The 18,893-nt window shown below is 70.0% G+C and carries 19 protein-coding genes; 12 read left to right on the top strand and 7 right to left on the bottom strand.

Annotation, left to right across the window (positions count from 1 at the left end; translation table 11 throughout):
- Positions 1–30 precede the first annotated feature (30 nt).
- Together ACWGKQ_RS14535 and ACWGKQ_RS14530 are read right to left on the bottom strand one after the other, a co-directional pair.
- On the bottom strand, positions 31–789 hold the full coding sequence (locus tag ACWGKQ_RS14535) for an enoyl-CoA hydratase/isomerase family protein (RefSeq protein WP_453292257.1): 759 nt from the start codon (positions 787–789) through the stop codon (positions 31–33).
- Between the two features lie 121 nt (positions 790–910).
- Entirely contained in the window at positions 911–1,744 is an 834-nt protein-coding gene (locus tag ACWGKQ_RS14530) for a mycofactocin-coupled SDR family oxidoreductase (protein WP_453292256.1), read from the bottom strand.
- Between the two features lie 389 nt (positions 1,745–2,133).
- Here ACWGKQ_RS14530 and ACWGKQ_RS14525 point away from each other — a divergent pair, with 389 nt between their 5' ends.
- The 10 genes from ACWGKQ_RS14525 (at position 2,134) to ACWGKQ_RS14480 (ending at position 11,397) form a co-directional block, all read left to right on the top strand.
- Entirely contained in the window at positions 2,134–2,286 is a 153-nt protein-coding gene (locus ACWGKQ_RS14525; protein ID WP_453292255.1) for a hypothetical protein, read from the top strand.
- 307 nt (positions 2,287–2,593) lie between these two features.
- A complete protein-coding gene (locus ACWGKQ_RS14520) occupies positions 2,594–3,433 on the top strand; it encodes an ABC transporter permease (RefSeq protein ID WP_453292254.1) in 840 nt (279 codons plus the stop codon).
- A complete protein-coding gene (locus ACWGKQ_RS14515; protein ID WP_453292253.1) occupies positions 3,430–4,053 on the top strand; it encodes a hypothetical protein in 624 nt (207 codons plus the stop codon). Before ACWGKQ_RS14520 ends, ACWGKQ_RS14515 begins: the two co-directional genes overlap by 4 nt.
- Positions 4,038–5,096 carry an ABC transporter ATP-binding protein gene (locus tag ACWGKQ_RS14510; protein ID WP_453292252.1) on the top strand — a complete coding sequence of 353 codons (1,059 nt, stop codon included), beginning with the start codon at positions 4,038–4,040 and terminating at the stop codon, positions 5,094–5,096. Before ACWGKQ_RS14515 ends, ACWGKQ_RS14510 begins: the two co-directional genes overlap by 16 nt.
- Positions 5,086–6,174: an ABC transporter ATP-binding protein gene (locus tag ACWGKQ_RS14505; RefSeq protein WP_453292251.1), complete on the top strand. Its 1,089-nt coding sequence runs from the start codon at positions 5,086–5,088 to the stop codon at positions 6,172–6,174. Before ACWGKQ_RS14510 ends, ACWGKQ_RS14505 begins: the two co-directional genes overlap by 11 nt.
- On the top strand, positions 6,167–7,003 hold the full coding sequence (locus ACWGKQ_RS14500) for an SDR family oxidoreductase (protein WP_453292250.1): 837 nt from the start codon (positions 6,167–6,169) through the stop codon (positions 7,001–7,003). The genes ACWGKQ_RS14505 and ACWGKQ_RS14500 overlap by 8 nt, the downstream gene beginning before the upstream one ends.
- A gap of 182 nt (positions 7,004–7,185) precedes the next feature.
- Positions 7,186–8,244 carry a zinc-dependent alcohol dehydrogenase gene (locus tag ACWGKQ_RS14495; RefSeq protein WP_453292249.1) on the top strand — a complete coding sequence of 353 codons (1,059 nt, stop codon included), beginning with the start codon at positions 7,186–7,188 and terminating at the stop codon, positions 8,242–8,244.
- Complete coding sequence (locus ACWGKQ_RS14490; RefSeq protein WP_453292248.1) at positions 8,241–8,987, top strand: NADPH-dependent F420 reductase; 747 nt, start codon at positions 8,241–8,243, stop codon at positions 8,985–8,987. Before ACWGKQ_RS14495 ends, ACWGKQ_RS14490 begins: the two co-directional genes overlap by 4 nt.
- 50 nt (positions 8,988–9,037) lie before the next feature.
- Positions 9,038–9,943, top strand: a complete 906-nt coding sequence (locus tag ACWGKQ_RS14485) for an MBL fold metallo-hydrolase (protein WP_453292247.1) — start codon at positions 9,038–9,040, stop codon at positions 9,941–9,943.
- 143 nt (positions 9,944–10,086) lie between these two features.
- Positions 10,087–11,397: a sialidase family protein gene (locus ACWGKQ_RS14480; RefSeq protein WP_453292246.1), complete on the top strand. Its 1,311-nt coding sequence runs from the start codon at positions 10,087–10,089 to the stop codon at positions 11,395–11,397.
- Positions 11,398–11,477: 80 nt separating this feature from the next.
- Here the strand turns inward: ACWGKQ_RS14480 and ACWGKQ_RS14475 are convergent, their stop codons facing one another.
- The 3 genes from ACWGKQ_RS14475 to ACWGKQ_RS14465 all read right to left on the bottom strand — a co-directional run bounded on the left by ACWGKQ_RS14475 (position 11,478) and on the right by ACWGKQ_RS14465 (position 14,456).
- Positions 11,478–12,386: an HpcH/HpaI aldolase/citrate lyase family protein gene (locus ACWGKQ_RS14475; RefSeq protein ID WP_453292245.1), complete on the bottom strand. Its 909-nt coding sequence runs from the start codon at positions 12,384–12,386 to the stop codon at positions 11,478–11,480.
- 38 nt (positions 12,387–12,424) lie between these two features.
- Entirely contained in the window at positions 12,425–13,804 is a 1,380-nt protein-coding gene (locus ACWGKQ_RS14470) for an LLM class flavin-dependent oxidoreductase (RefSeq protein ID WP_453292244.1), read from the bottom strand.
- A 79-nt stretch (positions 13,805–13,883) separates the two neighbouring features.
- Positions 13,884–14,456: a nuclear transport factor 2 family protein gene (locus ACWGKQ_RS14465; protein WP_453292243.1), complete on the bottom strand. Its 573-nt coding sequence runs from the start codon at positions 14,454–14,456 to the stop codon at positions 13,884–13,886.
- Positions 14,457–14,776: 320 nt separating this feature from the next.
- Between ACWGKQ_RS14465 and ACWGKQ_RS14460 the strand changes: the two genes are divergently transcribed.
- Positions 14,777–15,973 (top strand): CaiB/BaiF CoA transferase family protein, encoded by a 1,197-nt coding sequence (locus ACWGKQ_RS14460; RefSeq protein ID WP_453292242.1) that lies wholly within the window; start codon positions 14,777–14,779, stop codon positions 15,971–15,973.
- 92 nt (positions 15,974–16,065) lie between these two features.
- Positions 16,066–17,523 (top strand): aldehyde dehydrogenase family protein, encoded by a 1,458-nt coding sequence (locus ACWGKQ_RS14455; protein ID WP_453292241.1) that lies wholly within the window; start codon positions 16,066–16,068, stop codon positions 17,521–17,523.
- Between the two features lie 104 nt (positions 17,524–17,627).
- On the opposite strand, the gene ACWGKQ_RS14450 is transcribed toward ACWGKQ_RS14455, so the two are convergent.
- Positions 17,628–18,056, bottom strand: a complete 429-nt coding sequence (locus tag ACWGKQ_RS14450; protein ID WP_453292240.1) for a hypothetical protein — start codon at positions 18,054–18,056, stop codon at positions 17,628–17,630.
- Positions 18,057–18,136: 80 nt separating this feature from the next.
- A complete protein-coding gene (locus ACWGKQ_RS14445; RefSeq protein ID WP_453292239.1) occupies positions 18,137–18,667 on the bottom strand; it encodes an HdeD family acid-resistance protein in 531 nt (176 codons plus the stop codon).
- Positions 18,668–18,893: the final 226 nt, after the last annotated feature.

Genomic DNA, 18,893 nt, shown 5'->3' with positions numbered 1-18,893 from the left:
GCCGTCGACCGGCGGCTGTCCAGCTGATCGTCAGTTCTGGTAAGGCTTGTCGGCCATGGACAGGCCTTCCAATGCCAGACCCAGGGTCGCGCCCTCTTCCAGCCGCTTCGCCAGTCGCTGCCGCAAGGCCAGCGGTGTCAGCCGTAGCAGTAGCGCCGGCCTGGCAGCGAGTGCCTCAGCGAGCTCGATGGCTCGGGGGAGCACTTTGGACGACGCAACGACCTCGTTGACCATACCGAGCCGCAGCGCCTCATCGGCCTGGATCACCTGCTGGGTCAGGGCCGCGTAGCGGGCCCGGTTGATGCCCAGGATCTCCTCCCATACGACATGGATCCCGTCACCCGGCACGACCTCGCCACCCAGGTGCGGAAGGTCCTGGAAGTACGTGGTCCGCGAGGCGATGGTGATGTCGCCCAGCAGGACCCACTCCGAGTGGATGGTGGCAGGACCGTTGACGGCCGCGACGATGGGCATGGGAAGGTCGACCAACGCCCGTAGTGCCTGGCGTCCCTCCCAGAAGATCTCGTCCCAGTTGAGGGGCTTGAAAGCCTGACGGTCTTCGGTCAGGTCCATCTCGGTCATGAAGTGATCGCCGGTGCCGGTCAGGACGAGCACCTTGTTTGCTCGATCGTCGGCGATCTGCCTGAGCACACGGGGGAAGTCGCGATGCAGGCGGGAGCTGAGCAGTGCCGGTTCGCCGGCGCTGTGCAGCCGTAGGGTCAGGATTCCGTTCTGCGTGCGCTCGAAGGCGAAGTCGGGGAAGGCTTCGAAGTATTGAGGGGTCTCCATGCCGAAAAGGTTCCTTGGGGAGGCTAGGGGCCCGCCGGGTTGCCTGAGCGCGTGGCGTGGGCCAGTGGGTGGTGTTGTGCGGTTCTGCCGAAGGCGTGGTGGGCAGAGCGGGCCGGGGGCCTCAGCGGATGGCGAAGCCGGCGTCGAGGGGCCACTGGATGCCCGTGATGAATCGCGCCTGTTCCGAGACGAGGTAGGCCACGGCGTTCGCCACGTCCTCGGGTTGCAGGATGTCGATGGGCAGGGCGTTCTGCATGCCGGAGATGAGGTTGTTCTCGCCGGCGGCGGCCTGGGCCATGAGGGCGTCCATCGCCGGGTTCTGGCTCATGCCGCTCAACACTCCCGTCGGATGGATGGTGTTGACGCGGATCCACTCGGGGGCGAGGGCGCCCGCCAGGTTCTGCATCAGTCCGACGAGGCCGCGCTTGGCGGCGGTGTAGGCCATTCCGCTGGTGTTGAGCGAGGGTGTGCCTTTGAGTCCGGCCGATGAGCTCGTGATCACGATCGAGCCACCGCGCCCGCCGGCGCGCATCGCGGGAAGCGCGGCCCGGACAGTGTGGAACACGCCGGTGAGGTTGACGTCGATCACGTCGTTCCAGTCCGCCAGGAAGTCGTCGGATTCGTCGCCCAGTCTGATGATGCCGGCGTTGGCGATGATGATGTCCACGCGCCCGAACTCGGCGAACCCCTCTTCGAACGCCGTCCGCAGGGCGGGGAAGTCGCGTACGTCGCAGGTCCGCGCGACGATGCGTCGTCTCTCCTTCTGGACCAGCCGGACCGTCTCGGTGAGATCGTCCGGTGTGGCGTTCGGGTACGTCATCGTCGGGATGTCCGCGCAGATGTCCACGCCGATGATGTCGCACCCTTCTTGAGCCAGCCGCACGGCGTGGGCCCGCCCCTGTCCCCGGGCGATTCCGGTGATGAAGGCGACCTTTCCTGCCAGGCTCCCAGGCATCGCTTCTCCTTCCAGGTCTGATGGGCTCCTCGCCATGACCTGCCTTCTGCTCAGACGGCGTGTGTGCTCCGGTCCGGCTGTCCGCGGTGGCCGCAGTCATCGCACAAGGTGCGACAGACGTCGACCGGACTCCGCTCGTGCCAGCAGTGTCATCGGCGATGACGGGCCTGGGCCGAGAGATGCCCGCTCAGTGGAACGTGAACTTGGAACACGGCGGTCGGCCGGCCGCTACCGGTCCGCCACCGCGAGCAGGTGTTCAGAAATCAGTGATCGCATCACGACGAGCCGTTCACCGTGGCACACCGAGCGGTCACCCGCTCCCGTCCTCAACCGGGTGACGAAGCCCTTGTGTTCGGCGCAGGCACGATCGGGAGTCGACGTCTCGGACTTTGCAGGCGGCCGAGGTGTTCGGCGAGGTGCGGTCGCTCATGGGCGATGCCCCCGACGTCGACACCTTCGTCGAGGCGACGGGGCCCGAGTCCCTGAAAGCCACCATCCAGTCGATGGCGAAGCCCGGCGTGCGGATCGTTGCCATGGCGTGAAGCTCGGCGACGACACCAGGCTGACCGTGTGGTGTCGCCGACCAGCGTGCCGGTGCCGGCGTACCGGTTCCTCCAGCCTCCTGCGGACGCGGCGGTGCCGACATCTGTTCCGTTGAGCGGACATGCCCCGCCAACCGGTTCAGGCCGGTCCCCATGCTGGGCTCTCATCGCGCCAACCCCGGTGCGGCAGTACGAGAACGAGCCAGGTCACGACTTTCGCCCGCACCGAGCGCACCCACGGCGGCAGCAGCCGCGCACCTCACCGGACGACCACACGTCACCTACGCCTCCCAAGGAAGCGAGTCGCATGGTGCTCACCACCGCGAGACGGGTCCTTCGCAGCCTGGTCGTGATCATCCTGGTCACGATGGGTTCCGTGGCACTGCTGAGTCTGGCGCCGGGATCGGCCGCCTCCGTCATCCTGGGGGAGAACGCCACACCGGATGCGGTCGCGAAACTGAACGCCAGACTCGGCATGGACCGACCGCTCTGGCATCAGTACGCCGACTGGCTCCGGCATGCCGTCACCGGCGATCTCGGCACCTCGCCGGTCACCAACGAATCGGTCACGCACGCGGTCCTGTCCCGACTGCCCGTGACGCTGGAACTCGCGGCCATCGCACTGACGTTGTCCTTGGTCGTCGCCGTGCTGCTGGCCATCGTCTCCGCGGCGCGGGAAGGGTCCGGGGTGGATCGTGGGGCCACGGCCCTCTCGTCGGTGCTGTTGTCGGTGCCGGCCTTCATCGCGGGGCCCGTACTCATCTACTTCTTCTCGCTGAAGCTGGGCTGGCTCCCCGTCAGCGGATGGTCCCGGGTCAGTACCGACGGGCTCGGAGCGAACCTGCGCGGCGCCCTGCTGCCGGCCGTGTCGATCGCCCTGACCGAGATCGCGGCCTTCCACCGGGCGCTGCGGGCGGATCTCGTCGCCACCCTGCGCGAGGACTTCATCGCCGCGGCTCGCGCCAAGGGGATGAGCCCGGCCTACGTCATGTTCCGCCATGCGCTGCGGCCGTCGTCGTTCTCCCTGATCACACTCGCCGGCATCAACCTCGGCCGGCTGATCGGCGGGACCGTCGTCGTCAACACCCTGGTCGACCTCAGCTACCACTGGCTGGATCCGCGGGTCAGAAAGGCGGCCGCAGCATGACGAGCGTCCAGCGCACCGCCACGAACGGACCGGACACCGGAGCCGGAACCGGCGACGGCGCCGGGACGGAGCCCTCCGTCCCGGCCGTGCACCGCACACGGTCGATCCTCGTCGGCGTCGCCTGTACCTGGCTCGCCGTGATCGTCCTCGCGGCCGTGTTCGCCGACGTCCTCCCGCTGGCGCCCTACGACCGCCCCGCGGAGTCGATCCAGTCCCAGCTCAGCACGTTCAAGAACGTCACCATGAAGATCAAGGTGGTCGACTACGCGGAGTTCCTGCCCCTGCAGACCTCGCACAACTTCGACATGGTGGTGTCGTCCGCGGCCTTCAACGACCCGGAACCCAGGCTCTGGACCGCGTTCCAGGGTGACTCGCCGACCAACATGACGGGCATCAACGACGCACAGCTCGACCAGGCCCTGCTGAAGGGGCGCACGGCGACCACCGTCGCGGACCGCAAGGCCGCCTACGAGACCGTGCAGCGGCGGCTCGTGGCACTGCGCCCCATGCTCTGGATCGGGCGCACCGCCGGCAGCGCGATCTCGGGCAAGAACGTCGGCGGCCTCACACAGTACGGGTTCGGCTCGCTGCTGCCGGAGGACCTGTGGATCAAGCACTAGGCGACCCGGCCGACCGGGCTGACCCGACCGACTCGATCGACCCGATCCTCGAAGTCCGCGATCTCCGGGTCCACATCGGGACGCCGCGGGGTGTCGTACGGGCCGTCGACGACGTCTCCCTCACGATCGGGCACGGACAGGCGCTGGGCGTGGTGGGGGAGTCGGGGTCCGGCAAGTCGGTGACCGCGAAGGCGGTCATGGGGATGCTGCCGAGGGCCGCGGGCTGCAGCGGTCACATCCTCTTCCGTGGACGGGACTTGCTCACCCTGTCCCCGGGCGAGCTGCGGAGTATCTGGGGCACGCAGATCGCCATGGTGCTCCAGGACCCGGGGCGGTCGCTCAACCCGGTCGTACGGGTGGAACGCCAACTCACCGAAGGCATGCGCCGGCACCTCGGCGTCGGGCGAGCCGAGGCGCGGCGGCGGGCCGTCGATCTCCTCGTCGAGGTGGGCGTACCCGACCCGGAGCGTCGACTGCGCAACTACCCGCACGAACTGTCCGGGGGCATGCGCCAGCGCGTGATGATCGCCATCGCGCTGGCGTGCGAACCCGACCTGGTCATCGCGGACGAGCCGACGACGGCGTTGGACGTGACCGTCCAGCGGCAGGTCCTCGACCTGTTGCGCCGCATCCAGCGGGACCGGGGCACGGCCCTCATGCTGATCAGCCACGATCTCGCCGTGGTGGCCGGACGCACCGACCGTACGGCCGTGATGTACGCGGGCCGCCTCGCCGAGGTCGGGGCGACGCGGACCGTGTTCGCGGCACCGCGCCACCGGTACACCCATGCCCTGCTGGAGGCGGTTCCCACGATCGACCACGAACGGCACACCCCTCTGCGCCTGATCCCCGGCACGCTGCCGGATCCCGTCGCACCGCCGACGGGCTGCCGGTTCGGACCCCGCTGCACCGCGGTACGGACCGAGTGCGGTGTGCCGGGGCCCGTCATGACCTCCGCGGGACACGACCACCGGGTCGCGTGCTGCGTTCCGGTCGACGCGTCCGGCACACCGCCGGTGACGGGGGACCACGATGGCCGGTAGCGGGAACGCCCATCTCCGGGGTGACAGCGCCCTGTTGACCGTACGGGACCTGGTCGTCGAGTACGCCACCGACGCCGGGGTCGTGCAGGCGGTGTCCGGTGTCAGCTTCGACGTCCTGCCCGGCGAAACCCTGGGCATCGTCGGCGAGTCGGGCTGCGGCAAGTCCACCACGGGCCGGGCCGTGCTGCGCCTGGACCACGCGACCGGCGGCACGATCGAGTTCGACGGCGAGCGCATCGACCGGGCCCGCCCACAGCGGATGCGTACGCTCCGACGTGACATGCAGATGGTCTTCCAGGACCCGGTGGCCTCGCTGAACCCACGCCGCAGGGTCCGGGACGTGGTCGAGGAAGGCCTGGTGATCGGAGGCGTGCCGGTAGCCGAGCGAACCGAGCGCGCGGCCACCGTACTTGCCCAAGTGGGGCTCGCGAAGGCGCGGTTCGCCGAGATGATGCCACGTCAGCTGTCAGGCGGTCAGGCGCAGCGGGTCGCCATGGCCAGGGCCCTGGCGCTGAAGCCGAAGCTGTTGATCTGCGACGAGCCGGTGTCGGCCCTCGACGTCTCCGTGCAGGCCCAGACGCTCAACCTGATCGAGGACATCAAGGCCGCCTACGCGCTGACCGTCGTGTTCATCGCTCATGACCTGAGCGTCGTCCGTGCGGTCAGCGACGACGTCATGGTGATGTATCTGGGCAAGGTGTGCGAGTTCGGTGACGCCGACCTGGTGTACGAGCGGCCGGCCCATCCGTACACCAGGGCCCTGCTCGACTCGGTTCCGCTGATCGACTCCGACCGGGGGTTCGCCGGACCCGCTCTCGACGGGGACATCCCCTCACCCCTGGCACCCCCGTCGGGCTGCCGGTTCCGTACCCGGTGCCCGAGGGCGCAGGGTCAGTGCGCCGTCAGCGAGCCGCAGGTGCGCGAGGTGCGCGCGGACCAGTATGTGGCGTGCCACTTCCCGCTTCAGGACACGCCCACGGGCGACGATCCGCCGGTGACCACACAGGCCGTCGGCAGCCTGCCCCGGCGGGCACGCCGGACGCCGGGCCTTGGAAAGGCGGAGCGCGGACATGCATGAACTCGGCACGAGCAAGCGGCCGGACTGGAGTCTGGCGGTGGTGGTCGGGGCCGGTGGCCTCGGCGCGGCGGTGGCGCGGCGGCTCGGCCAGCACCACCGGCTGCTCATCGCGGACATCGACAAGGACAAGGCGGACGAGGTCGCGCAGAGGATGCGCGACGAGGGCGGCGACGCCGAGCCGGTGCACTGTGACATCACGCGGCCGGAGTCGGTCCTGGAGCTCGCCGAGGAGGTGAAGCGGCGAGGAGGGTTCGCCGCGCTGGCGCACGTCGCCGGGCTCTCCCCGTCGGCCGCGGATTTCGAGAGCATCGTGCGGGTCAACCTCACCGGAGCCGCACTCGTCACGCGCGCGCTGCTGCCCTGCGCCGAGCCCGGCGCGGCGGCGGTCCTCATCGCGTCCCTCGCCGCGCACACCGTCACACCGAGCCCCGCTGCCGAGGCCGTACTGCGCGACCCGCACGACGCCCGGACGCCGACCCGTCTCAAGGAGGCGCTCGGCGAGGAGGAACGCACCCCCGCGATGGCGTACCAGCTCTCCAAACACGGTCTGCTGTCGCTGTGCCGACGTGAGGCATGGACGTGGGGACAGCGGGGGGCGCGGATCGTCAGTCTCTCTCCGGGGCTCATCGCCACCCCCATGGGCGCGTTCGAGTTCGCGCACAGTCCGGTCAAACACGATCTCTATGTCAGGACCCCGCTCGCCCGCGAGTGCACGATGATCGAGATCGCCGGCGTGGTCGCCTTCCTCGCCTCCGACCAGGCGTCGTTCATCTCCGGCACCGACATCCTGGTCGACGGAGGCCTGGCCGGGACACTGCGCGGCGACTGAGCGCGCCGGTGCCGGCCCGGAGCCCGCGGAGAAAGTAGTCCGCCCAGCGGGAGGCCGGCCTCGGCGCGAGGCCGCACCGCCCTAGCTTTTCGCGAGCCGTGACTCCCCGGCGTGGTGATCACCTTCGCGGTGATCACCACGGAGAGTCCTGGTGCCCCCTCTCGGACCGGAAGGACCCCGCGATGAAATCCGCCATCTACAACGGACCGTTCGACATCACCCTCACCGAGCTGGAGACACCCACCTGCGGCCCGCGGGACGTGCTGCTACGCAACCTGCACGCCGGCATCTGCGGTTCGGACGTGTCGGTCTACCGGCACGGTCCCGGGGCGCACCAGATCCTGAGGGGCGAGCAGTTCGGCCACGAGGTCGTGTCCGAGATCGCCGAGGTGGGCAGCGAGGTGACCGGCCTGTCCGTCGGTGACCGCGTCTACCCCTACCCGCTGACGGCGAAGGGCGACCCGAGTCGCGCCGGATGCCTGGGCGGGTTCTCCGAGTACATCCTCGTCCCGAACTGCCGTGTGGGTGAGCAGGTGTTCAAGGTCGACGACCGGATCCCGACACCTGTCGCCGGACTCATCGAGCCTTTCACGGTGGCCCACCGCGCTGTGCGCCGCTGCCGTCCGCGGCAGGGGGAGAAGGCGATTGTCTTCGGCGCGGGCACGATCGGGATCGCCGCGGCGGTGGCGCTGAAGAGCTTCGGTGCCGCGGAGGTCATGGTGGTGGACCTGTCCGACTTCCGGCTGGCGAAGGCCGCCGGACTCGGATTCGTGACCTGCAACTCCGGGCGGGAGGACCTGCGCAGGCGAGCCGGTGAGGTGTTCGGCGAGGTGAAGACCCTGATGGGGACCTTCCCCGACGTCGACATCTACGTCGAGGCGGCGGGGCCCGACGAACTGTTCGCCACCATCCAGTCCATGGCGAAGTCCGGCGCGCGCATCGGCGCGGTAGCCGTCCACCCCGAGCCGGTCGCCGTCGACCTGGTCCGGCTGGCCTACGGCGAGCAGGAGATCATCGGACCGGGCGGTTACCGGCCCGAGGACGTCGTCGACGTCATGAGGATCATGGAGAGCGGACGGTTCGATCTCGCCTCCATCATCACCCACACCTTCGACCTCGACCGGATCATCGAGGCGATCGAGACGGCGGGCGACCGCGAGTCGGCCCTCCACGTCGCCATCGCGTACCGAGGCACCGCTCGGCCCTCGCCGAACGGCGGCAAGGTAGGAACAGCGAAGTGACGAAGACCCTCGGGCTCATCGGAGCCGGCCGGATCGGCGGGGCGCTGGCCCGGCTGGCACTCGCCGCCGGACTGGACGTGGTCGTCAGCAACTCGCGCGGCCCGCAGACGCTCGTCGGCACGGTGGCGCAGTGGGGGGAGGGCGCCAGGGCCGCCACGGCGGCCGAAGCGGCGAGCCAGGGCGACATCGTGGTGGCCACCGTCCCCCTCGGCGCGCTTCGATGGCTCCCCGCCGATGCCCTCGCGGGGAAGACGGTGGTGGACACCATGAACTACTACCCCGAGCGCGACGGCTCCCTGGCGGAGCTCGACTCCCGGCGGCTGACCTCCAGCGAGCTGGTGCAGCGCCACCTTTCCGGAGCGCGGGTGGTGAAGGCGTTCAACAACATCGACTTCCGTCGGCTGGAGATCCTGGCCCGGCCCACCGGCGCCGCGGACCGCAGCGCGCTGCCCGTGGCGGGGGACGGTTCCGCCAAGGAGGAGACGATCAGGCTGCTGGACGTCCTGGGTTACGACGCCGTCGACGTGGGTCCCCTGTCGGAGAGCTGGCGCAGCGAACCGAACACGGCGGTCTACGTCCAGCCGTACCTGCCCGCACGCCCGCCGGACCTGGCCGGGGACGAGGACGTCATGAGGTGGTTCCTGGACTGCCCTGGTGCCCCGCTCTCCGCGGACCGGCTCGCCGCCCTTCTGCGTGGTGCCGTGCGGCAGTCTCCCGCCGACGCACGGGAGCGCCTCGGCTGACGGCCGACCACCCGCCCGTCACGAGAAGTACTCACCGAAGGCATGACGACATGCGGACACTCAGCCTGGGCCATGCCCTGGTCGACCGGGTCGAGGAGCACACCCTGCCGGTCTCCCTCACCTTCCTGACCGGCGACGAGGCCTTCATCGCGCGGCGCGTGCACCCGCTGCCCAGCGGGTTCCTGGACCGGGCCACGATGAACTTCACCTTCTCCAACCACAGTTGGGTACTCCGGGTGGACGGCCGCACGGTACTGGTCGACCCGTGCACCGGTAACGGCCGTACCGGCAGGGGACCTTACTTCGACGGACTGGACGTGCCCTATCTGGACCGGCTGGCGGCGGCAGGGGTGTCGCCCGAGGCGGTCGACATCGTCTTCTGCACCCACTTCCACCACGACCACTGCGGCTGGAACACCCGGCGGAGCGAGGGGAGATGGGTGCCCAGCTTCCCCAACGCCGACTACGTGTTCGCGGCGGACGAATACCGGCGGTGGGACACGGCGAGACCGCCGCACTCCAACGACTTCAGCCCCAACGTGTTCGACGAATGCATACGTCCGGTCGCCGAAGCGGGTCTGGCCAGGATCGTCCCGCTGCCCTACGAGATCTCGCCGAGCCTCACCGTCGAGCACGCACCCGGCCACACCCTCGGTCACGCGGTGCTGGCGCTCGACTCCGCGGGCGTCCGGGCGTACTTCACCGGAGACGCCTTCCACCACCCGGTTCAGCTGACCCGTCCCGAACTGCACCTGCCGGGCTGCGACGACCTGGAGACGGCCGTCGCCACCCGGCGCGCACTCGTGCGACGGGCGCTGGACGAAGGCGCGTTCCTCTTTCCCGCCCACTTCCCGGCCCCGCACCACGGCCGACTCGCCCTCGACGGCGACGAGGTCTGCTTCGTGCCGGGCGGCGCGATCCACACCACCGTTGGCTCCACGCAGGGTGGAGCATGACGTCCTTCAAAGGAGCAGGCATGAGATCACCGCACGGATCCTTCCCACCACCGGGTACGGGCCCACAGTTACCCGAGCGGCCCCGGGCAACGCGTCGTGTGACGGCGCCCGGGAAGTCGTTCCGCGCGCGGGTGAGGAGAGGTGTGAGGGTGTTCGGCGCCGGTCTGTTCGCGGCCATGGTCGCCGTGCCCTTCCTCGTGACCAGCGCGCAGGCAAGTCCGGCCGGCAGCCGCTTCGAGGTCGACGCGACCCCCAACACACCGGACCGGGTGAACGGTCAGCCGGTGGTCGCGGTCAACCCCAAGAACCCGCAGAACCTGGTGTACGCGTCGACGGACCACATCGTCGACGGCGCCGCACTCGTGCGGGTCGACTGCTACGCCGCGTTCTCGACCGACGGCGGCCGGACCTGGATCCGCACGGCCTGGCCGGCCGGCGAGAACCCTCAGTGCGGCGACCCGTACCTGGCCGTCGACTCGAAGGGGATCTTCTACCTCGCCTGGAACCAGCTGGGTTGCCCCGACGACCTGAACGGACCGATCACCGGTACCTGCAATGGTGTCCCGAACGCACTCGGTGTCGCCCGGTCGACCGACGGCGGCCGCACCTGGTCGCACGCCGTCGACACGCCGGCCGTCCGCGCCGCCACTCCCCGGCTGAGGGTGGACACGGCCACCGACTACGTCTACGCGGTCGGCGCCAGCCCGGTCGGGGAGCCCGGACCTTCGGCCGTCACGGTCAGCAAGGACCATGGCCTGACCTGGACCCCGATCGAGGAACTCCCGGACCAGCCGTTCGGCAACCAGATCGCCGTGCACAACGGCGTGCTGGCCACCGCGACCTCCGAAGTGGTCGTGGGCGGGGTCTCGGTCGACCCCGTGAACCCCGTGTTCGAAGTGAGCCGCGACGACGGGAAGACCTTTACCGCCTTCCCGGTCACCGACAGCAATGGAAACCCGGTGCCGCCGCCCTCGGGCGACCTCGTGCCCGACACCAGGCTCCTCGCGTCGGACCCGATCCCCTGGGTCTCCGCCGACCCCGCCAGGACCGACCGGTTCGCGGTCCTGCTGCCCCGGGGCGACAACCTGGAGGTGTACCTCACCGACAACGCGGGCCGGACCTGGACCGGTCCGACCGTGGTCGCGGCACCGGGTGCGTCGAAGCCCTGGATCGAGTTCGGCCCCAGGGGGACGCTGGGCATCATGTGGCGGCACGTGGTCGACGGGCTCGTCGACACCTACTCCACGGTCTCCTTCGACGGCGGAAAGACCTTCCCCCGAACGGTCAAGGCCAACCGGACGAGCGAGCCGTACACCTTCCTCGGCAGCGGCGGCGACGAATGGTCGCGGATCCTCATCCACGGCAAGTACGCCTACGTCACCTGGTCGGACGCGCGCGAAGGCGGCGCCGTCGACGGCATCGTCGCCCGGGTTCCCCTGTCGCTCTACCGCTGAGCTCACGCACCCCGTCGTGATCCACGGCACCGGGCGGCATCTCCTGCCGAGGAGATGCCGCAAGGGCTCCGTCACCGGCGTCAGTCGGTCACGGCGGAGTGCTGGGCGAGGACGACTTCCGCGAGCTTCACATGTGCGGCGTCCACCAGCTGGCCGTCGACGCTGGTGGCGCCCAGTCCCTCCGCCTCGGCGGCCCGATACGCCTCCAGGACCCGCCGGGCACGTCGGACCTCGTCGTCCGTCGCCCGGAAGACCTGGTTCGCGATCCCGATCTGCGAAGGATGGATCGCCCACTTGCCGTTGAACCCAAGGGAGGCCGCCGATCGTGCGTCCTCCTCGTAACCGGCCGGGTCTCGGAAGTCGGGGTAGGGGGCGTCGATGGCCGCGATGCCCGCGATGCGCGCCGCGGTGAGCACCTGCATCCGCGCGAAGTACCAGAAGTCGCCCGGGTACGGCTCACGCGGACGGAAGTTGGTGTCCACCCGGGCGCCCTGGGACACCGACAGGTCGCCCGCGCCGAAGATGACGGCGTCCAGACGAGTGCTCGCGGTCGCGATCTCCTCGGCGTGCGCGACCCCCGCGACGTCCTCGATGAGGACCTCCAGCCGGATCCGCCTGCCCAGTCCGAGCCGCTCCTCCAACTGGCTCAGCAGCACGTCGACCCACCAGACGTCCCGTGCGGCCGTGACCTTCGGGACGATGATGGTGTCCAGGTTCTCCCCGGCTCCCTCGACCACCTCGATGATGTCCCCGTGGGCCCACCTGGTGTCGATCCCGTTGATCCGCACCGCACGGACGGTGCTGCCCCAGTCGTACTCGTTGAGCGCCTGTACGGCCTTGCCCCGCGCCTGTTCGCGCAGCGCCGGGGCCACCGCGTCCTCCAGGTCGAGGAAGACCAGGTCGGCGTCCGAGGCGGCCGCCTTGGCGAACATGTGGTCGTTGGAGGCGGGAGTGGCCAACTCCGAGCGTCGCAAGGGAGGTGTGTTCATCGTGTCCTGGTCTCTCCTCGGATAGGTCTCGTCCACGGTCAGCCGCGTGTGTCGTGCGGTTCCTGTGCGAACAGGTTCGCCGGGCGGTCGAGGGAGAGGTTCTCCCGCAGGGTCCGGCCCGTGTACTCGCTCCGGACGAGCCCCAGGCGGCGGAGCTCGGGCACCACCAGCCGGACGAAGTCCTCGAAGGCGCCGGGGAAGTGGGTGGCGGCCAGGACGAAGCCGTCGCAGGAGCGCGACTCGAACCACTGCCGCATCTGCTCGGCGATCTGCGGGCCGGTGCCCACGAACCGCGGCCCCTGGAGCAGGGTGGCCCGGTGGGTGGCCAGCATGCGCAGGGTCAGTTCGCGGTCGCCGAGGTGCCGCCGCACCCCCTGGACCAGGCCGCGGATCCCGGACACCGAGTCGATGAGCTCGTCGGTGACGACGTCGTCGAGCGAGTGGCCCGCGAAGTCGTGGTTGGTGACCTCGGACAGCAGGGTCAAGGACGCCATGGGATGCACGAGTTCGTCGAGGAAGAGCGCCTCCTTCTCGCGGGCTATCGCCTCCGTCTCACCGGCGATCGTGTACACCATGGGCAGCAGCCGTACGGAGCCCGCGTCCCTCCCGGCCTCGGTGATGAGGTCCTTCTGCTCCTGGTAGTGCTCGCGCGCGATGTCCTGGCTCGGATCGGAGGTGAAGATCAGATCGGCCCACCTGGCCGCGAACAGCCGGCCCCGGCCCGACTGCCCGGCCTGGATGATCACCGGCCGCCCCTGCGGGGTACGCGGCACGGTCAGGGGCCCGCGGACGGTGAAGTACTCGCCCTGGTGGGCGACTTCGTGGACCTTCTCCGGGTCGGCGAAGATCCCGGCCGTACGGTCGGCGACGATGGCGTCGTCCTCCCACGAATCCCAGAGTTTCGATACGACCTCGACGAACTCCTCGGCCCGGTCGTAGCGCTTGTCGTGTTCGAGGTGCTCGTCCAGGCCGAAGTTCTGCGCTTCGGCGTCGTTCACCGAGGTCACGACGTTCCAGGCGGCCCGCCCGCCGCTGAGGTGGTCGAGGGTGGCGAACGTCCGCGCCACGTGGAAGGGCTGGTAGTAGGTCGTCGAGTAGGTCGCGCCCAGCCCGATGTGCTCGGTGGCGCCCGCGACGGCGCCCAGCACCGTGCTCAGGTCGAGCTTGACGGGCCGCGCACCGTAGCGGACGGCGTCGGCCGGCGAGTCGCCGTAGATCGTCGGCATCGCCAGCCGGTCGTCGAAGAACATCAGGTCGAACATGCCTTCTTCCAGCACGCGCGCGATCCGCTGGTAGTAGCGCACGTCCAGGTAGTCCGCCGCCGCGCTGGGATAGCGCCACGAGCCGGAGTACACCGACACGTTGGAGGCCTGGAGGAATGCGACCAGGGTCATCTGGTCACCGCGTGACGTGGTCATCGGGGCCTTTCGTGAGCCGGTGGGGCGAAGGAGTGGGTGCGGGACGGCGAACCGAGGCGCGGCGCTGTGCCGGGTCGTGTCAGGCGTCGTGTCGGGCGGTGTGTGAACGGAACACCTCGTAGGAGGGGTCGGTGTCGTCCCGGCGTCCCGAAGGCGCCTCGGCGGCTTCGGCGGAGTGCGTGACCTCGCGGTAGAGGTCACCGACGTAGACCCGGTGGTCGATGGCCCAGACGCCCGCACGCCGCGACCAGCGGTCGACGTACCGGCCCCGGTGGAACAGGTCGGTGACGTGACCGTCGGCGGGGCGTGTGCGCAGCCACACCGACACGTACGCCTCGCTGGCCGCCGTTCCCGCCGCCTCGTCGACCTCGACGAGCGCGTTGGACACCAGGTGTGAATGGGCGGCGAGTTGGGCGTGATAGGGCCAGACGAAGTCGAGGAAGCCCGCGGCGGACCCCCGATAGGAAGGGCCGTAGTCGGCCGTGCCGTCCGGGTGCCAGACAGTGTCGGCGAGCGCGCGGTCCATGCGGTCGAGGCCGCGACAGTACCGGTACAGGACCTCCGTGATCTCCTGCTTCGCCGCGAGCCGGGTGATCGGGGTGATCGGGGTCGTCGCGGCGATCGGGGTGATCGGCGCCGGGTCGGTCCGCATGGTTCGCTCCTCGTCGAATGGCGTAAGCGCAGGGCAGGTTGACGGCGCGGCTCGTCACGGCCGGGAAGCCCCTCGATCAACATAGGAAGTGCCGGCCCGGGAACGATGTCCCGTGCCCGCTGAGCGGGATGGAAGCCGGGGACGGTACCGGAGCCCCGTTAGCGTGAGCGGTCCGTCCCATGGGCACGACGACGCGGCACCTCAGGCCCGCGGCCGGTGACTTCACCTCGGCTCCCGCGCACCGACCCCGGAGAGGCCGCACGCGGAACTCGCCCGGAGCACCACTGGACGACGCCCGACAGGAAGGCAGGGAACGCACCATGAACTCCGGACCACTGGCCGGACTCCGTGTCCTCGATGCCGCCACCCTCGCTGCCGGACCGCTGATCGCCACCTGGCTCGGCGAGCACGGCGCGGACGTGATCAAGATCGAGCAGCCCGACGGCGGTGACCCGCTGCGGCAGTGGGGCGCGCAGAAGGACGGCGTCGGGCTGATGTGGAAGAGCGTGGGCCGCAACAAGAAGAGCGTCACGCTCAATCTGCGCCACGAGACCGGACGGGACCTGCTGCGCCGGCTGGCCCGGGAGGCGGACGTCGTGGTGCTGAACCTGCGGCCTTCGACCCTGCGCAGGTGGCGCCTGGACTACCCGAGCCTCGCCGTGGAGAACCCCCGCCTGGTGATGGTGCACGTCACCGGGTACGGGGCCGGTGGGCCGAAGTCCGACCGCCCCGGATTCGGCACCCTCGGCGAGGCGATGAGCGGCTTCGCCCACTTCACCGGCAGCCCGGACGGCCCCCCGACCCTCCCGTCGTTCATGCTCGCCGACGGCGTCGCGGGCCTCACCGCCACCTACGCGGTGATGATGGCCCTCTACCACCGTGACGTACACGGAGCCGGTGGCCAACTCGTCGACATCAACCTGATCGACCCGCTGGCACGGCTGCTGGAACAGTCGGTGCTGACCTACGACCAACTGGGCAGCGTTCCCAACAGAACAGGAAACCGCTGGGACATCAGCGCACCGCGCAACGTCTACCTCACCAAGGACGGTCACTGGCTCGCCATGTCCGGCAGCGCTCCCACGATCGCGAAGCGCGCCCTCCAGGCGGTGGGACGGCCCGAACTGACCGAGGACCCCCGGTTCGCCGAGGCCCAGCAACGTCTGCGGAACGCCGCCGAGATCGACGCGATCATGGCCGACTGGATCGTGGCCCACACCCTGGACGACGCGATGGCCGTCTTCGAGGCGGCAGGCGTCGCCGCCGCCCCGGTCTACGACGCCGCGCAACTGCTCGCCGACCCGCAGATGGTGGCCCGGGACGTCTACCCGTCCGTTCCGGACGCCCAGCTCGGGGCGATGCGGGTGCAGGCGCCGGTGCCCCGGTTCTCGGCCACCCAGGGCGGCATCAGCCATCTGGGCCCGGCACTCGGCGAACACAACGACGAGATCTACGGAGGGCAGCTCGGCATTGACGCCGACCGGCGCCGGGAACTGTCCGAGCAGGGCGTGATCTGAAGCCCGGGTATCCGTAACCCGGACAGGCACATCAGGAACCACCACACACATGCCGGACGAGGTGGTCCGGCCACGGCGGCGGGAGGCCCCGAATGAGCCAACTCGATGTGGATGCCACGGACTTGGGGCAGGTCACCGAGTCCTTCATCGACGGGGTCCCGGTCGGAGCACCCGAGGTGTACGAGAACATCGACCCCTCGACCGGACGGTCCCTCGGCGAGGTGTCGAGAGGGACCTCCGAGCAGATCGACCGGGCGGTCGCCTCGGCGCGCGCGGCACAGCGGGCGTGGCGCACCACGACACCGGAACAACGCGCCGACCTGCTGTGCCGGCTGGCCGACCTGATCGAGAGCCGGTCGGAGGACCTCGCCCGGCTGGAGAGCGAGGACTCCGGAAAACCCCTGACCCAGGCACGCAACGACGCCCGGGTGTGCGCCCGTTACTTCCGTTTCTACGGCCGCGCGATCGACTCGTACTACGGCTTGAGCCTGCCCCTGCGCCCCGACCTCCACGTGTACACGCGACGCGAACCCCACGGCGTCACCGGCCACATCCTCGCCTGGAACTACCCCCTGCAACTGCTGGCCCGGGGTGTCGCACCCGCCCTCGCGACCGGGAACTGCGCCGTGGTGAAGCCCGCCGACGAGACACCGCGCACCGCGGTCGCCGTGGCCGGGCTCGCCGTACAGGCCGGGCTGCCGCAGGGGGTGTTCAACGTCGTGACCGGGCTCGGTGCCGAGGCCGGTGCCGCGCTGGCGGCCCATCCCGGCATCGACCACCTGGGCTTCGTCGGCTCCACCCGGGTCGGTGCCCTCGTCGCCACGGCCGCCGCCGAGCGGGTGTCTCCCGTGACCCTCGAACTCGGCGGCAAGTCGGCCCACTTGGTGTTCGCCGACGCCGACGTCGAGAAGGCCGCCCGGGTCGCGGCGGGCGCGATCCTCCAGAACGCCGGGCAGACCTGTTCCGCCGGATCGCGGGTGCTCGTCCACGAGAGCGTGCACGCCGAACTGGTGGAGCGCATCGCGGGGCACTTCGCCGAGGTGACGATCGGCCGGGGCCTCGACGATCCCGACCTCGGCCCGCTCGTCTCACGCAAGCAGCAGGACCGGGTCCACGGCTATGTGCGGTCCGCCGGCACCGGCGAGATCGTCTTCGGGGGTTCGGTGGCCGAGCCCGAAGGCATGGCGGACGGCGCCTACTTCACGCCGACCCTGATCGACGGCGTGGACCCGGCGTCAGCGATCGCACAGGAGGAGATCTTCGGACCCGTGCTCACCACGATGCGGTTCGCGACCGAGGAGGAGGCCGTCGCCCTGGCGAACGGGACCGAGTACGCCCTGCTCGGCGCCGTCTGGACCAGGGACCTCAGCCGCGCACACCGGGTGGCCGCCGAAGTGGAGGCCGGCCAGGTCTATGTGAACACCTATGGTGCGGGCGGCGGCGTGGAACTCCCGTTCGGCGGATTCCGCAAGTCCGGCTACGGCCGTGAGAAGGGCGTGGAGGCGCTCGACAGCTGCACCGCGACGAAGACGATCGTCGTCCAGCTCTGACAAGTCCCCGACCGCGACGTGACAGACGGCATGTCACGTCCTGTCACGTCGCGGCGAGGGGTGGGTCGACCGGCTCGGCATGGGCGGTGATGCCGAGCCGGGCATCACCCGGCGGTGCCCAGCTCGGCGGCGAGGTCGTCGGCGTCGGCGCGGGCGAGCGCGGCGTCCACGACGGCGTATTCGGCCTGGTCCAGCACATAGAGCACCAGGGCGATCGCGTCGGCTGCGTCCTGCTCGGCGTCGTCGGCGCGGCGTTCGGCCCGCTTGAGGTCGCGTTCGGCCTTGTGCTCGGCGCTCGCCGCGCGGCGGTCGGCGAAGTGCTTCTGCACCGAGTCGTGCAGGTCGCTTATCCGACCCTGCGCCCGGGCCTTGGCCTCGTCGGTCTTGGCGCCGACGGCGTCCAGGGACGCCTTGAGGTTGGTCCTCTCCGTCTCCAGCTGCGCGCGGTTCTTCGCCTTCGCGGCCGCGGCGGTGTCCTCGACCTTCTTCGTCCGGTCCGCCAACTGGCTGAGCTGGTCCGAAAGCTTGTCCATGGTGATTCCTGCCTCGTGAAGTTGATTCGATGGGTCTCAGATATCGCGCGGCACGGACCGCTCCCGCACCACGCCCGCGGCTATGCCGCCCTTTGCCGCAGGTGGAAGGAGAGGACGATGCCGGAGATCCCGTACATCAGGCTGAACAGGCCGAACACGGTCGCCAGAGACACCGCGCCGACATCCGGCCGTACGAAGAGCGCGAACGCCAGCGCGACGGATACCAGCCCGGTCAGCATGAACATCGCACGCTCCCCGGCGGACTCGCCGACCTGGGATGCCATGCCGATCTCGACAGCGCCGGTGACCAGCGCCCACGCACCGACCCAGAGGGTGAGTGCCAGAGCCGTGATGCCCGGCCACAACAGCGCGGCGGCCCCGCCGACGGCAGACAGCAGTGCCAGCAGCAGCCAGCCGAAGACCGGCCCCGCCCGGCCGCTGCTGAAGGCGCGAACGGCGTCGTTCACCGCGGTGAAGAAGGCGTAGAAGGCGTACAGGTAGACAAAAGTACCCACGGTAATGCCGGGCCACAGCAGCGAAACCACTCCGAAGCCGACCGCGAGGATGCCGCGCCACAACAGTACGTTGGGTGAACCGAGTATAGTGATCACTTCCCTTCTTGACTGGCGGCATGGGTCGGCCGTCGGGACGCCAGGCTCGGCCGGCGCGCTGAGAGGCGGCGCCCGGTGGTGCGTGCGCCGCGGTGACCACATGACCGGCCTCTTTCGCACCTCCGAGGCTAGGGGCCCGCGTCCTGTGGCCCATCTGTCATCCGACTGCACTGGTGCGGCAATCGGGGTGCGGCAGGCCGCGGCGCCGGACCCAGGTAGCCGCTGT

It is taken from the genome of Streptomyces sp. NPDC054770 (assembly GCF_053611985.1).
The sequence above is the reverse complement of the archived record's forward strand: the minus strand, read 5'-3'. Positions and strand labels throughout refer to the sequence as shown.

Excerpts from the sequence above, each read along its gene's own strand:
- ACWGKQ_RS14465 (WP_453292243.1), bottom strand. The coding sequence starts at position 14,456 with ATGCGGACCGACCCGGCGCCGATCACCCCGATCGCCGCGACGACCCCG.
- ACWGKQ_RS14485 (WP_453292247.1), top strand. The coding sequence starts at position 9,038 with ATGCGGACACTCAGCCTGGGCCATGCCCTGGTCGACCGGGTCGAGGAG.
- ACWGKQ_RS14455 (WP_453292241.1), top strand. The coding sequence starts at position 16,066 with ATGAGCCAACTCGATGTGGATGCCACGGACTTGGGGCAGGTCACCGAG.
- ACWGKQ_RS14535 (WP_453292257.1), bottom strand. The coding sequence starts at position 789 with ATGGAGACCCCTCAATACTTCGAAGCCTTCCCCGACTTCGCCTTCGAG.
- ACWGKQ_RS14495 (WP_453292249.1), top strand. The coding sequence starts at position 7,186 with ATGAAATCCGCCATCTACAACGGACCGTTCGACATCACCCTCACCGAG.
- ACWGKQ_RS14470 (WP_453292244.1), bottom strand. The coding sequence starts at position 13,804 with ATGACCACGTCACGCGGTGACCAGATGACCCTGGTCGCATTCCTCCAG.
- ACWGKQ_RS14530 (WP_453292256.1), bottom strand. The coding sequence starts at position 1,744 with ATGCCTGGGAGCCTGGCAGGAAAGGTCGCCTTCATCACCGGAATCGCC.
- ACWGKQ_RS14460 (WP_453292242.1), top strand. The coding sequence starts at position 14,777 with ATGAACTCCGGACCACTGGCCGGACTCCGTGTCCTCGATGCCGCCACC.
- ACWGKQ_RS14475 (WP_453292245.1), bottom strand. The coding sequence starts at position 12,386 with ATGAACACACCTCCCTTGCGACGCTCGGAGTTGGCCACTCCCGCCTCC.
- ACWGKQ_RS14515 (WP_453292253.1), top strand. The coding sequence starts at position 3,430 with ATGACGAGCGTCCAGCGCACCGCCACGAACGGACCGGACACCGGAGCC.
- ACWGKQ_RS14500 (WP_453292250.1), top strand. The coding sequence starts at position 6,167 with ATGCATGAACTCGGCACGAGCAAGCGGCCGGACTGGAGTCTGGCGGTG.
- ACWGKQ_RS14505 (WP_453292251.1), top strand. The coding sequence starts at position 5,086 with ATGGCCGGTAGCGGGAACGCCCATCTCCGGGGTGACAGCGCCCTGTTG.
- ACWGKQ_RS14520 (WP_453292254.1), top strand. The coding sequence starts at position 2,594 with ATGGTGCTCACCACCGCGAGACGGGTCCTTCGCAGCCTGGTCGTGATC.
- ACWGKQ_RS14450 (WP_453292240.1), bottom strand. The coding sequence starts at position 18,056 with ATGGACAAGCTTTCGGACCAGCTCAGCCAGTTGGCGGACCGGACGAAG.